At 65.4% G+C, this 12,918-nt stretch carries 10 protein-coding genes; 5 read left to right on the forward strand and 5 right to left on the reverse strand.

All coding sequences use genetic code 11. The annotated features are described in order from the left end of the window. Position 1 precedes the first annotated feature (1 nt). Genes JD971_RS12415 through JD971_RS12425 form a run of 3 tightly spaced genes read left to right on the forward strand, consistent with a single transcriptional unit; the run spans position 2 to position 2,727 of the window. Positions 2 to 787 (forward strand): type III pantothenate kinase, encoded by a 786-nt coding sequence (locus tag JD971_RS12415; RefSeq protein ID WP_202087649.1) that lies wholly within the window; start codon positions 2 to 4, stop codon positions 785 to 787. Then, complete coding sequence (locus JD971_RS12420; protein ID WP_202083833.1) at positions 784 to 2,424, forward strand: ribonuclease J; 1,641 nt, start codon at positions 784 to 786, stop codon at positions 2,422 to 2,424. Before JD971_RS12415 ends, JD971_RS12420 begins: the two co-directional genes overlap by 4 nt. Before the next feature lie 3 nt (positions 2,425 to 2,427). Beyond that, a complete protein-coding gene (locus JD971_RS12425; RefSeq protein WP_202083835.1) occupies positions 2,428 to 2,727 on the forward strand; it encodes a DUF1467 family protein in 300 nt (99 codons plus the stop codon). Here JD971_RS12425 and JD971_RS12430 read toward each other — a convergent pair whose 3' ends face one another. Then, positions 2,728 to 5,298 (reverse strand): hypothetical protein, encoded by a 2,571-nt coding sequence (locus JD971_RS12430; RefSeq protein ID WP_202083837.1) that lies wholly within the window; start codon positions 5,296 to 5,298, stop codon positions 2,728 to 2,730. 240 nt (positions 5,299 to 5,538) lie between these two features. Here JD971_RS12430 and JD971_RS12435 point away from each other — a divergent pair, with 240 nt between their 5' ends. Continuing rightward, complete coding sequence (locus JD971_RS12435) at positions 5,539 to 6,744, forward strand: hypothetical protein (RefSeq protein ID WP_202083839.1); 1,206 nt, start codon at positions 5,539 to 5,541, stop codon at positions 6,742 to 6,744. 59 nt (positions 6,745 to 6,803) lie between these two features. On the opposite strand, the gene JD971_RS12440 is transcribed toward JD971_RS12435, so the two are convergent. Genes JD971_RS12440 through gltX form a run of 3 tightly spaced genes read right to left on the reverse strand, consistent with a single transcriptional unit; the run spans position 6,804 to position 9,831 of the window. Further along, complete coding sequence (locus tag JD971_RS12440; protein WP_366519887.1) at positions 6,804 to 7,007, reverse strand: hypothetical protein; 204 nt, start codon at positions 7,005 to 7,007, stop codon at positions 6,804 to 6,806. 12 nt (positions 7,008 to 7,019) lie between these two features. Next, on the reverse strand, positions 7,020 to 8,306 hold the full coding sequence (locus tag JD971_RS12445) for a citrate synthase (RefSeq protein ID WP_202083841.1): 1,287 nt from the start codon (positions 8,304 to 8,306) through the stop codon (positions 7,020 to 7,022). 19 nt (positions 8,307 to 8,325) lie between these two features. Beyond that, on the reverse strand, positions 8,326 to 9,831 hold the full coding sequence (gene gltX / locus JD971_RS12450) for a glutamate--tRNA ligase (RefSeq protein WP_202083843.1): 1,506 nt from the start codon (positions 9,829 to 9,831) through the stop codon (positions 8,326 to 8,328). A 28-nt stretch (positions 9,832 to 9,859) separates the two neighbouring features. Between gltX and JD971_RS12455 the strand changes: the two genes are divergently transcribed. Further along, entirely contained in the window at positions 9,860 to 12,130 is a 2,271-nt protein-coding gene (locus tag JD971_RS12455) for a ComEC/Rec2 family competence protein (RefSeq protein WP_202083845.1), read from the forward strand. 33 nt (positions 12,131 to 12,163) lie between these two features. Here JD971_RS12455 and lexA read toward each other — a convergent pair whose 3' ends face one another. Next, positions 12,164 to 12,841, reverse strand: coding sequence for a transcriptional repressor LexA (gene lexA, locus JD971_RS12460; RefSeq protein ID WP_202083848.1), 678 nt, complete (start codon positions 12,839 to 12,841; stop codon positions 12,164 to 12,166). Positions 12,842 to 12,918: the final 77 nt, after the last annotated feature.

Below are 12,918 nucleotides of genomic sequence, written 5' to 3' on the forward strand. Positions count from 1 at the left end.
CATGTTGCTGGCCGTCGATGTCGGAAATACCAATATTGTCTTTGCCGTGATCGCGGGGCGCGACGTGCGCGCCCGCTGGCGGATTGCGACCGATGTGCGGCGCACGGCGGACGAATATGCGGTATGGCTGATGCAACTGTTCGCCATCGGCGGGCTGAGCTTTGCGGATATCGACCGGATCATCGTATCGTCGGTGGTTCCGCGCTCACGGCACAACATGACCGTGCTGGGTGAGAAATATTTCGGCACCGCACCGATCTTCGCCGGGGAAAGCGCGGATGGCTGGGGCATCGAAATCGATGTGGAGGAGCCGCGCTCGCTCGGCGCGGACAGGGCGGTCAATGCTATTGCCGCGCACGATGCCATTCCCGGCGACCTGATCGTGATCGATTTCGGCACGGCCACCACATTTGATGTCGTCGATTTCAATGGCGCCTACAAAGGGGGCATCATCGCGCCGGGGATCAACCTGTCGCTCGACGCGCTCGTCAATGCGGCCGCAAAGCTTCCGCGCATCGCGATAGAGGGACCGAGCCAGAGCACGTCCGTCATCGTACGCAACACCGAGACGCAGATGCACATCGGCGTTTTCTGGGGCTATGTCGCCATGATGGAAGGGCTTGTCGCCAGGCTTCGGACCGAAATCGGCCGCCCGGTCAAGGTGGTCGCCACCGGCGGCCTTGCCCTGCTCTTCGATACGCACACCGATATTTTCGACGTCGTCGACGTCGACCTTACGCTCACAGGCCTTGCCATACTGGCAGAACGGGCCGGAAAGAACTTATGAAACCGAAAAACGAACTTCTCTTCCTCGCGCTTGGCGGATCGGGAGAGATCGGCATGAACGTCAATCTCTACGGCTGCGACGGCAAATGGCTGATGGTCGATCTGGGAATGACCTTTTCCGATCCGGGCTATCCCGGTGTCGACCTTGTCTTTGCCGATCTCGATTTCATCGAGGAACGCCTCGACGATCTCGAGGCGATCGTCGTCACCCACGCGCATGAGGATCACATCGGGGCGGTGCCCTATTTCGCGGCCGATCTTGGCGTGCCGATCTATGCGACCCCGTTCACGGCCGAACTCGTGCGGCTGAAGCTGGAAGAAGCCGGCATTCAGGACGAGGTCGAACTGCGCATCATCGACCATCTTGACGAATTTCAGGTCGGGCCGTTCGGAATTCGCTACGTCCCGCTCGCCCATTCCATCGCGGAGGGCAATGCGCTGCTGATCGACACGCCTTATGGCCGCGTGTTCCATACCGGCGACTGGAAGCTCGACAGCGATCCGCAGGTCGGCGAACCTGCCACGCCGGAGGAACTGCGCGAAATCGGGGACGATGGCGTGCTCGCGCTCGTGTGCGATTCCACCAATGTGTTCAACCCGTCGGCCTCCGGGTCCGAGGGCGAGGTGCGCAAGGCGCTCGAGGCGGAGATCGCACGTCATGCGGGCAAGCGCATCCTCGTCACGACCTTTGCATCCAATGTCGCGCGGCTTCAGACCTTGGGCCGGGTGGCGAAGGAAAGCGGGCGGACGCTATGCGTGGCGGGTCGTTCGCTCGACCGTATCATCGGCGCGGCACAGAAAAGCGGTTACCTGCTCGATTTCCCCAAGACGGTCAGCTTCGACGAGGCGATGGACATTCCGCGCGGGGAGCTGCTCATCGTGGCCACCGGCGGGCAGGGCGAACCGCGCGCCGCGCTGGGCCGGATCGCGGCGGAAAATCACCCGCTCGAACTGACCAAGGGCGACGTCGTGCTGTTCTCCAGCCGGCAGATCCCCGGCAACGAACTGGCCATCGGCTACATCATGAATCAGCTCGCCCGGCGCGGGATCGAGATGGTCACCGACCGGCAGGAGCTCATCCACGTGTCGGGCCATCCCGGGCGTCCCGAACTGATCGAGCTGTATGGCTGGCTCAAACCCGAAATCCTCGTGCCCGTGCACGGCGAAACGCGCCACATGATGGAGCAGGCGCGGCTCGGGCTGGAGCAGGGGATCCCCCACGCCATCGATCAGCGCAACGGCGATATCGTTCGCCTCGCGCCCGGAAAGCCGCACAAGATCGGCGAAACGCAGGCCGGGCGTCTGCTGCTCGACGGGGACATCATCGTGCCGGCGGATGGCGAATCCATCGCCGCGCGGCGCAGGCTCGCGGCCAATGGGCTGGTGACTGTGGTCTTGCCGGGCAAGGGTGCAAAGGCCGCCCCCGCGATCAGCGCGGTGGGTCTCCCGCTCGACGAGGACATGGACGATTTCGTCGCCGAGGCGCAGGCCGACATCGGCAAGGCACTCGGCCGGTTGAAGGGCGGCCGCGCCAAGGATCGCTCCGCCGTTCACGAAGCGGCCCGTCTTGCCGCCCGCCGTGCCGCACGCCGCTGGTCGGGCAAGAATCCGCAGGTCGTCGTGATGACCATGGGTTGACCGGTGCAACTGACGTCCGGCCTTGCGATCTATCTGCTGTTCTGGGTCATGGCGGCGTTCGTCGTCATGCCCTTCGGCATTCGCACGCATAACGAAACGGGCGAGGGCGGAATATCCGGCCAGGCAGACAGCGCGCCCGTCAATTTCCGCCCATTGCAGGTCATCGTGCGCGCAACGCTGCTCTCGGCGGCGGTGTTCGCGCTGTTCTATGCGAATTACCGGGCGGGCTGGATCACGGTCGACGATCTCAATTTCGTTCAGCCGCCCGAGGACATCGCCGCCCGGCAATACGAGGCGGAATAGCTATTTGCGGATCCGCTCGATCGCTTGCGCGAGCGCGACGTAAAGCTTGCCCATGTCGGACGACAGCAGCGTGATCGACAGCGCATTGCCGTCCCGCGTCGACAGAAGGTTGCGCAGCATCGTTTCGAAATCGCGAATGTAGCGATTGACGTTCTCGCGAAATTCGGCGTCGGCCTCGTAATGGTCGTGCACCGAACGCGCCTCCCCATTGTCGAGCAGGCGAACCGCACGGCGCGTGAAAATGCCGCGCTCGCCGCGCAGATACGCCTGCCACGCGGTTTCGCTGACCTCGGCGGAGAGTACCTTGTCGATGTCGATCGCTGTCGAATGGAGCGCATCGGTAATCTGCGCGACGCGGCGGGCGAAGCCTTCGTCGCTGTCCTCTTCGGCGCGGGCGCGTGCCTCTGCGATGCGATGTTCGAGATGGGCGGTCAGCTCGTCAATGCCGCGAAGCCGCTCCTCCAGTTGCCGGGCGGCGGTCTGCGCCGCATCGGTCGCCTGCGCGAGCGTCGCATCGAGCGCGGCGACAGTCTTTCCGCCCGTCCGGTTCAGCGCGTCCTGCACCGCCGCGCCGGTCCGGGAACCGACATCTGCGGCCAGCGCCGCGACCGCCGTTGCCGAATTGCCCTCGATCTCGGCGATGGCGGACCGGTTCGCCTCGGCCAGCGCGCGCACCGCACCGTTCAGCGCCGCCTCCGCCGATGCGGTCATCGCCTCGGCATCGGCGCGGGTGCGTTCGACCATCTCGCGTAGTTCGATGAGCTGTTCGGCGTGGTCTGCACCGCGCGCCTGCATCGTGTCGTGCAGCGCATCGATTTCGGCCATCGCGGCGCGGGTCTGCTCCCGCGTGGCGGCGACAGCCTGGCTCAGACGCTGGCCATCGTCGCCAGCCCCGCTCACCATGTCGCGCACCGAGGTCACGGTGCGGTCCATCGTTTCAAGCCGTTCCTCCGCCTGCGTCAGCGCCTGCGGCAACGTATCGCGCGAATGGCGGGCGCTGGCCTCGATCAGTTCGAGCAGCCGCGCGCTCTGTTCACGAAGCGCGCCAACCGCCGCATCCGTCCCGTTCAGCGCCTCGCGGCTGTCGCCGAGCTGCTGCGACAGCGCCGCCAGGCCTGCGGCGATCGTCGCTTCCGCGACGCGACCGCGCGCGGCGGCGTCGTCCATCCGTTCGCCATATTCGGACAGCTGCGTCGAGATATGTTCGGCATGGCGTGCCAGATCGCCGCTGGCCGCTTCGTAGCGCTGGCGGCGCGTCTCGATCTCCGCATCGAGATCGCCGAGCCGTTCGCCCAGCCGTTCGGTCATGGTGTGGCTGGCGTCCTCGGCCTGCACGATGCGTTCGGCAAGCTGTGCATCCATCGTTTCGCCGCGCCGGGCAAGGTCGTCGTGGAGGCGGCTGATCTCCGCGGACAGGGCGCGGACCCGCGCGCCCGTGGCGTCGAGTGCTTCCTGACCCGTCCCGTCGATCTTCGCGAAGAGGGCATCGGCGCCGGCGCCGATTTCGTCGAGGCGGGCGTGCCATTGCCGGCCCACGTCCTGCGCCCCTGTATCGATCGCGCCGAGCTGTTCGCGCAAGGCATCGAGCCCGCGCTGACGGCTTTCCTCGATACGTGCGCGCGCGGCGTCCAGCGCTTCCTCCAGCGCGCCACACTGGCTGCGAAGGGCGTCGATCCCTTCGCCCTGCCGGGCCCCGATGCGCTCGCGCAGCGCGGTGCTTTCGCGGTCGAGCGCGGCGAAACGGGCCGCCGTTTCCTCACCCAGCTGCGCAAGCCGGCGCTCGAATTCGGTGAGGACAGCGCCCGCCCGGTCGTGCATCGCGTCGATCCTGATGGCGCTGGCCTCGCCAGCTTCGCCCAGCCGTTCGAACCCGGATGTCAGCCGCGCAACCTGATCGTCGGCGGTGGAGCCGGCCTGCCCGATGGAATTGGTAAGATCGCGCGTCGCATTGGTGAGGACCGGAATCTGACCGCGCAGGTTTTCCATGTTGGTCAGCGCCTTGCGACTGGTTTCGTGCAGCGTTTCGACCCGCACGCCATTTTCGCCGATCAGCGTTTCGAGCCGGTGCGCGCTTTCCCCGATGCGATCGGTCGTCACCCGGCCCAGCGATTCGAGATCGCGCGCCTGATAGGTCAAAAATTCGCGCGCGATGCTGAGCTCGCCGTTGACGCGCACCAGCCGGTCCTCCAGCGAACGGGCCTCATCGCGCAGCAGCGCCGCGTTTTCGGCAAAGCGGCTCGCTTCCGCCTTGCTGAACCGCATGGCAACCGCCCAGCCGGTAAGGATCAGGAGCACCGGCATCGACCATGCGACGATCATCCCGGCCCATCGCGCCGCATCGCCGCCCGCCGCGGCATCGCGTTGCGCATAGACATAGAACGCCGTCCACACGGCAATCGCGACCGCTACGACGACCGGCGCGAGCCACTGGCGCGCACCGGGCGCCGCGACCTCGTGCTCCGCGGTCCAGTCCGTTTCGCTCTCGGTCCGCTCATCTGCGATGGGGGCGGTGACGGCGTGATCGGTCTGCTCGTCCGTGCCGATGGACACGATATTGCGCTGTTCTTTCATGGCTGTTGCAAATAGCATGGTTCGCGTCTCGCGGAACCCTCCGTCGGTCCGCTTTTGCGCAGCTTTTGCAACCGGGCCTGGGTAAAGCGGGGTGCGCCGGCTTGCATCGGGGCGGGCTGCGATCCATGAATGGCGGCGCTTGGCGACAAGAGGAAGCACGGCGCAGGGCGCATTCTTGCCGTTCCAGCTCTTGCAATCGTATCGAATTGGGGAATTTCGTTGCGCATCGCTGTTCTTTCCATGCTGGAGCCTTTCGATGGCGATGGCTTGCGTCCGGGCATGTCGCGTCCGCGGGCCCGGCTTCGCGTGGGCGGACAGGCCGTGATCCGCCATCAACTCGACCTCGCGCTGGCAGCAGGTGCGCAACGCATCCTGCTCCTTGCCGATGCGGGGGAGGAGGGGGTCGATGGCGTTCTGCGCGCCGCCCGCGAACAGGGGGTCGATGCGCGCCGGATTTCGGATTCTCCCGGCCTGTGCGCGATGGTGAGCACGGCGGACGAAATATTGCTGCTGACCGATGGGCTGCTGTCGGATCCGGCGACGGCGCTCCCGATGCTCGACAAGGGGTCGATGGTTGCGACCCTGCCGATCGAACCGGGGCTGTCGCTGGGTTTCGAAAGGTTGGATGCCGAACGCGCCTGGGCGGGGCTGCTGCTGATGCCGGGTTCGCTTTGTGAGCGCCTGCGCCAATTGCCGCGCGATTGCGACGTTGCCTCCTCCCTTCTGCGCATCGCGCTGATGGCGGGAGTCGCGACAAAGCCGGTCGACGAGGCGTGCCTTGACGATCATCGCTGGGCGATCGTGGCGAACAATCGCATCGCACATGGGGTCGAGGCAGCGCAGCTGTCGCGCAGCCTCGAGGAGACGCGCGGCAGGACGCCGGGGCCACGCCTCGCGGCCATGGCCGTGCGGCGGTTCAGCGCGAGTTTCCTCGAAACCGACCGCTCGCCGGTCCTCCTCTGGTATGCGGCGCTGGCGGTCCTGCTCGTGGCGGGCGGGGTGACGGCTTTTGTCTCTGTGTGGAGCGGGCTGCTTCTGTTTGCCTTCGCTTGGCTCGCCGGGCGCGGTGCACTCGTTCTCGAAGAGGCGGTGCGGCAGGGCCGGATCGGGATGACCGCGCGAAGCCGCATGTGGCGCGGCGCGGCGTCGCTGTTCGATGTCATGCTGGTCGTTGCGCTCGGTTTTGCCCTGACCGATGGCGACTGGGCACGGTTGGGGGGCTGGTACCTTGCCTTCGTGCTTGTGGCGACGGTCGCGATCGGTGAGTTTCAGGCGGAACCGGAACGGGTGCGGGTGTGGCTCGCCGACCGTTTCATGCTGTGCGTGGCGCTTGCCCTGTTCGCCTATACAGGGATGCTGGCGCCGTTTGCCATGGTGCTTTCGGCGCTGGTGCTCGGCGCATGGGCGGTGGTTGCGCGCGGCGGCGGAAACGGGCGGCGCGGCTGACCAACCAAAAAAAGGGCGAAGGCACGGCCTTCACCCTTTCCGGTTCGTTCAAATCGCAGTCAACGGCGCGGTGTGCGCCTGCGCGTCAGCCAGAGCAGCACAAGCCCGACCGCGATGGCGATCGCGCCATAAGCCGCCCAGCTTTCCTGCCCCAGCATGAAGCTTTCCGCCGGCCACATCACGAGGCCGAGCCCCTGAAGCGTCCACAGCCCGCCGACGAGAACGAGGGCGGTGCCGAACACCTGCATGATGATGCGCAACACCGCCCGTTCTCCTTAACGCTTGTCGACGGGAACGTAGTCGCGCTGCGCCGGGCCGGTATAGAGCTGACGCGGGCGGCCGATACGCTGTGCGGGATCGGAGATCATCTCGTTCCATTGCGCGACCCAGCCCACCGTGCGGGCGAGTGCGAACAGCGCGGTGAACATCGTCGTCGGGAACCCGATCGCGGAGAGGATCACGCCGGAATAGAAATCGACATTGGGGAAGAGCTTCTTCTCGACGAAATAATCGTCGTTCAATGCCATTTCCTCAAGCTGCAAGGCCACTTCGAACACCGGGTCGGAGACGTTCAGCGATTCGAACACCTCGCGCACGGTCTTCTGCATGACGGTCGCGCGCGGGTCGTAGTTTTTGTACACGCGGTGGCCGAAACCCATCAGGCGGAACGGATCGTCCTTGTTCTTGGCACGGGCGATATATTCGGGAATCTTGTCCGGCGTGCCGATTTCGTGGAGCATGTTGAGCGCGGCTTCGTTCGCGCCGCCATGCGCCGGACCCCACAGACACGCGATGCCGGCCGCGATGCAGGCGAAGGGGTTCGCGCCCGACGACCCGGCCAGACGCACGGTCGAGGTCGATGCGTTCTGTTCATGGTCGGCGTGCAGGATGAAGATACGGTCGAGCGCGCGCTCCACGACCGGGTTCACCTCGTATTGCTCGGCTGGAACGCCGAAGGTCATGCGCAGGAAATTGCCGGTGTAGGACAGCGAATTGTCGGGCTGCATGAAAGGCTGACCGATGGCGTATTTGTACGCCATGGCCGCGATCGTCGGCATCTTCGCGATCAGGCGGTGCGAGCTGATCTTGCGATGTTCCGGGTCGGAAATGTCGGTGCTGTCATGATAGAATGCGGACAATGCGCCGACCGCGCCGCACATGATCGCCATCGGGTGCGCATCGCGGCGGAAACCCTGATAGAACTGGCGCAGCTGATCGTGCAGCATGGTGTGGCGCGTGATGGTGTAGGTGAAATCGTCGAGCTCGTCCGCGCTCGGCAATTCGCCGTTGAGCAGCAGGTGCGCGACTTCCATGAAGCTGGAATGTTCGGCAAGCTGACCGATGGGGTAGCCGCGGTGCAGGAGCACGCCTTCCTCGCCATCGATATAGGTGAGCGCGGAATCGCAGCTCGCCGTCGAGGTGAAGCCCGGATCGTATGTGAACATGCCGGTATTGGCGTAAAGCTTGCGGATGTCGACGACATCGGGACCGAGCGTGCCGCTCTTGATCTCGAAATCGTGCGTATCGCCCTTGGCGTTCAGTGTCGCGTTAGTGTCGCCCACTTGTGTTCTCCTTCATCAATCAACGGTTGGTATCGGTCTGCCCTGCGGCGGGGGCCTGCGCGGCGATACGCGCCAGGCTCTCCTCGCGGCCGAGCAGGACCAGAACATCGAAAATTCCCGGCGAAACCGCCTGCCCGGTCAACGCCGCACGCAAAGGTTGCGCGATCTTGCCAAGACCAAGCGCGCGCTCCTCCGCCATCTGCTTCAGATTGGCTTCAAGGCTTTCGCTTGTCCAGACATCTGCCGCAAGCAGCCTTTCATGCGCGTCGGCAAGAAGCTGCCGCGCATCGTCGGTGAGCAGGTTGGCGGCCTTCTCGTCCATGGGGAGCGGACGGTTGCGGAACAGGAACAGCGCGCCTTGGGCCAGCTCGTCGAGGTTCTTGGCCCGCGCCTTGAGCGACGGCATCGCCTGGATGAGCAGGTCGCGGTCGCGCCCTGCGTCGAAACCCGCGTCCAGTGCGGCGATACGGGGGGCGGTAAGATCGGCGAGCCTGCCGTCATCCGCCTCGCGCATGTAATGGCCGTTCAGATTGGCGAGCTTCTTCGTGTCGAAGCGGGACGCGCTTCTGCCGACGCCCGACAGATCGAACAAAGCGATCGCCTCGTCCCGGTCGATAATCTCGCGATCGCCATAACCCCAGCCGAGACGCAGCAGATAATTCGACACCGCTTCGGGAAGAAGGCCCATCTCGTCGCGATAGGCATCGACGCCCATCGCGCCGTGCCGTTTCGACAGCTTAGCGCCGTCCGCCCCGTGGATGAGCGGGATATGTGCATAGATCGGTTCCGCCCATTCGCCGGTGATCGCGTTCATCGCGTGAATGATCGGCAATTGGCGAAAGGCGTTGTTCAAATGATCGTCGCCGCGGATCACGTGGGTGACGCCCATGTCATGATCGTCGACCACCACGGCCAGCATGTAGGTCGGCGTGCCGTCGGACCGCAGCAGCACGTAATCGTCGATCTCGGAATTGCGGACCTTCACGCGGCCCTGCACCGCGTCGTCGATGATGCTTTCGCCCTGTTCCGGCGTTTTCAGCCGCACGACATAGGGCGCATCCGCCGGCGCATCGGCGGGATCCCGGTCACGCCAGCGGCCATCGTAACGCAGCGGCTTCTTCGCCGCGCGCTGCTCGGCGCGCATCTGTTCGAGCTCTTCGGCCGTGGCATAGCATTTGTACGCGTGCCCTGCATCGAGCAGACGGTTGGCGACGGCGACGTGGCGTTCGGCCCGCTGCGACTGAAACACGGGCGGGTCGTCGTAATCGAGGCCGAGCCAGTCCAGCCCGTCCAGAATCGCGTCGATCGCCTCCTCGGTCGAACGGGCGCGGTCGGTATCCTCGATCCGGAGCAGCGCGCGGCCGCCGTGATGGCGCGCGAAAAGCCAGTTGAACAGCGCGGTCCGTGCGCCGCCGATATGCAGGAAACCGGTGGGCGAAGGCGCAAATCGGGTGACCACCGGGCGCTTGGTCTCGGGCGTGTCCGCCGGACTGTCGGTGGAGCCTGTAACGCTGCCGCTTGCCATCTGGTGCCGCTTCCTATCCAATAATCCCATGGTCGCGCCGCAATTTCCGAAACCCGACGCCTTCGATGGGCGATCCGGCATCCCGATTGCGGGCGAACCGGATGGCGCGCCGCATGCCGCGGGGCCATCGTCTTCGCGTTTGCGGCAATGGGGCAAGCGCGGCAGTTTGTCCAGCCTGCTGAACCGCGTCGAAGCCTTTCTGAACGCGCGGCCGTTCGAGCGTATGCCATGGCTCGCGGTGGCGATGCTGGCGGGAATCGGGGCCTGGTTCGTTTTGCCGGGCGCGGCGGAATGGCTGCTCGCGCTCGGCATTTGCGGGGTGATCGCCGGGGTTGTGGCCACGCACGCCCCCGATGGTTCGCATGCTTTGGTGCGCAGTGCGGCAATCGGGCTGGCGACGATGTTTGCCGTCGGGCTCGCGCTCATCTGGGCGCGGTCCGAACTTGTCGGGACGCAGCCCATCGGCGGGCCGGTCGTGGCGCCGATCACGGCAACCGTGCTGGAGCGCGAGGAGCAGCCTTCGCGCAATCGCGTGCGGCTGCTGATCGCGACGCGCGACCCGCGGGAGGAGCGGACGATCCGCGCGCGCATCAATATCAAGGCGGAGGATGACCGCCCTTTCCTGAGGGAAGGCGCCAATATCGCGGTGCGCGCACGGCTGACCCCGCCGACGCATCCGGTGTTGCCGGGCGCTTACGATTTCGCGCGGGTCGCATGGTTCGATGGGGTGGCAGCCACGGGATCGGCGCTCGACCCGCCGCGCCTGCTCACGCCGGGGGAGGGCGGGGATGCCGCCAGTGAAGCCGAAAAGGGCGCAGGGCTGGGTGCGTGGCGCCGCGATCTCGCCCGTCATGTGCGTGAAAGGTTGAGCACGGTCGCCGGTATCGACCCCGCCGCCGTCGCCATCGGCGCCACGCTGGCGAGCGGCGACCGCGGCGCCATCGACGAGATCAGCGCGCAGGCGATGCGCGATGCCGGGCTCGCGCATTTGCTTTCGATCAGCGGCCTGCACGTCGGGGCGGTGGTGGCGATCGCCTGGTTCGTGGTGATGCGGATCGGCGGGCTGTTTCCCGCGGTCGCGTTGCGCTGGCGGCTGCCGATCCTGGCGGGGGCCGTGGGGGCGGGGGCGGCGCTCGGCTACACCTTGCTCACCGGTGCTGCGTTGCCGACGATCCGTGCGTGCATCGCGTCGTTTCTCGTCCTGTTCGCGCTGTCGATCGGGCGGCAGGCGCTTTCCCTGCGCCTGATCGCGATTGCGGCGATGACGATCATGTTCTTCTGGCCGGAGGCGGTGGTCGGCCCGTCCTTTCAATTCAGCTTTGCCGCCGTGGTCGCCATCGTCGCCTTCCACAACAGCGCGGGAATGCAGGATTTCCTCGCCCGGCGCGAAGAGGGGCGCGGGTGGTGGAGGCCGGTCGTGGCTCTCTTCCTGACGGGATTGGTGGTCGAGGCATGCCTGTCGCCGCTCGTCCTCTTTCACTTTCATCGCACCGGGGTGTTCGGGCCGTTCGCCAATCTGGTCGCAATTCCGCTGACGACCGCGCTGGTGATGCCGTTGCTCGGCCTGTCGCTCACGCTCGACCTCATAGGCTTGGGCGGCCCGGTGTGGATGGCAACGGGGTGGGCGCTGCAGGCGCTGATCGAAATTGCGTTCCTCGCTTCCGGCTCGGAAAATTCGGTGATCCTGCGGGCGCAGCCGCCGTTATGGTCCATCCTTCTCTTTGCCGCGGGGTTTTTCTGGTGTGCGCTGTGGTCGGGGGGCATCCGATTGTACGGGTTGATTCCGATGGGCACGGGCGTCGTCATGCTGGCGATGCAGCCCGCGCCCGATCTCATGATCGCGGCGGAAGGCCGGCATGTCGCCATCGCGGACGAGGGCGGACGGATCTACCTGTTACGCGACCGCGCCGGGTTTACGCGCGATGCGCTGCTCGAACAGGCGGGTGTCGATCCGGACGTCGGCAACTACGCCAAGCTCAGGGATATTCCCGGGGCGGAATGCAACCGGGCCTTTTGCCGGTTCGAAATGCGACAACGGCGCATCATGGTGTCGCAGCGCCGGGCGACCGTCGATTACAGGGCGATGGTCACGGCATGTGCGGACAGCGATATCGTGATCGCCGAATGGAAACTGCCCGGCGCATGCAGGCCGCGCATCTTGAAGGCGGATCGTGCCCTGCTTACGCGCAGGGGCGGCATGACCTACGATTTCGAGAGCGGGGCGATCGCCTATGCCCGAAATCCTCGCGATGGGCATGGGTGGCGCCGGAGCGGGGCAGCGGCACAGGCGATGAAATGACGCAGGCGCCTTTCTCGGCTTAACGACTTCCTCTTAGTGATACCGCCGCAGGAGCCCGGCAAGGCGCCCTTGCACCTGCACATCGCGAGCGTCGTAAACCTGCGCCTCATACGCTGCGTTTGCAGGATCAAGCCTGACCTTTCCGGCATCGCGGTGCAGATATTTCAATGTCGCTTCCACACCATGCACAAGTGCGACGATAATCTCCCCATCGCGCGCCTCTTCGGTGCGGCGGACAAGCGCGAAATCGCCATCGAAGATCCCGGCCTCGATCATGGAATCGCCCGACACTTCGAGCGCATAATGCTCACCCGCACCGAGCAATGCGGCCGGCACGGGCAGCATCTGCTGATCCTCCAGCGCCTCGATCGGCATGCCGGCGGCAATCCGGCCATGCAGCGGGATCTCGACGACATCATTCGCGGGTGCAGGCGTGCCACCCTTGCGGTTCAGGGATACGACGGTTCCAGGCTCTTCCTTCGAGGCGGCGCCGGCACGATCGGTCTGGCGTATCACCTCGAGTGCGCGGGCGCGGTTGGGGAGGCGGCGGATGAAGCCACGCTCTTCCAATGCGGAAATGAGCCGATGCACACCCGATTTCGACTTCAGGTCGATGGCGTCCTTCATCTCCTCAAATGAGGGGGAGATCCCGGTTTCGTCGAGCCGATCCTGAATAAACACCAGCAATTCATGCTGCTTGCGCGTGAGCATTGGTTCGTTCCTCCTGTTCTACGAAATCAATCCGTGAACGAATAAGGAACAGTTAGGCAACAAACGGAACGCCGTCA

Origin of the sequence: Croceicoccus sp. YJ47 (genome assembly GCF_016745095.1) — a bacterium.
GTDB lineage: Bacteria > Pseudomonadota > Alphaproteobacteria > Sphingomonadales > Sphingomonadaceae > Croceicoccus.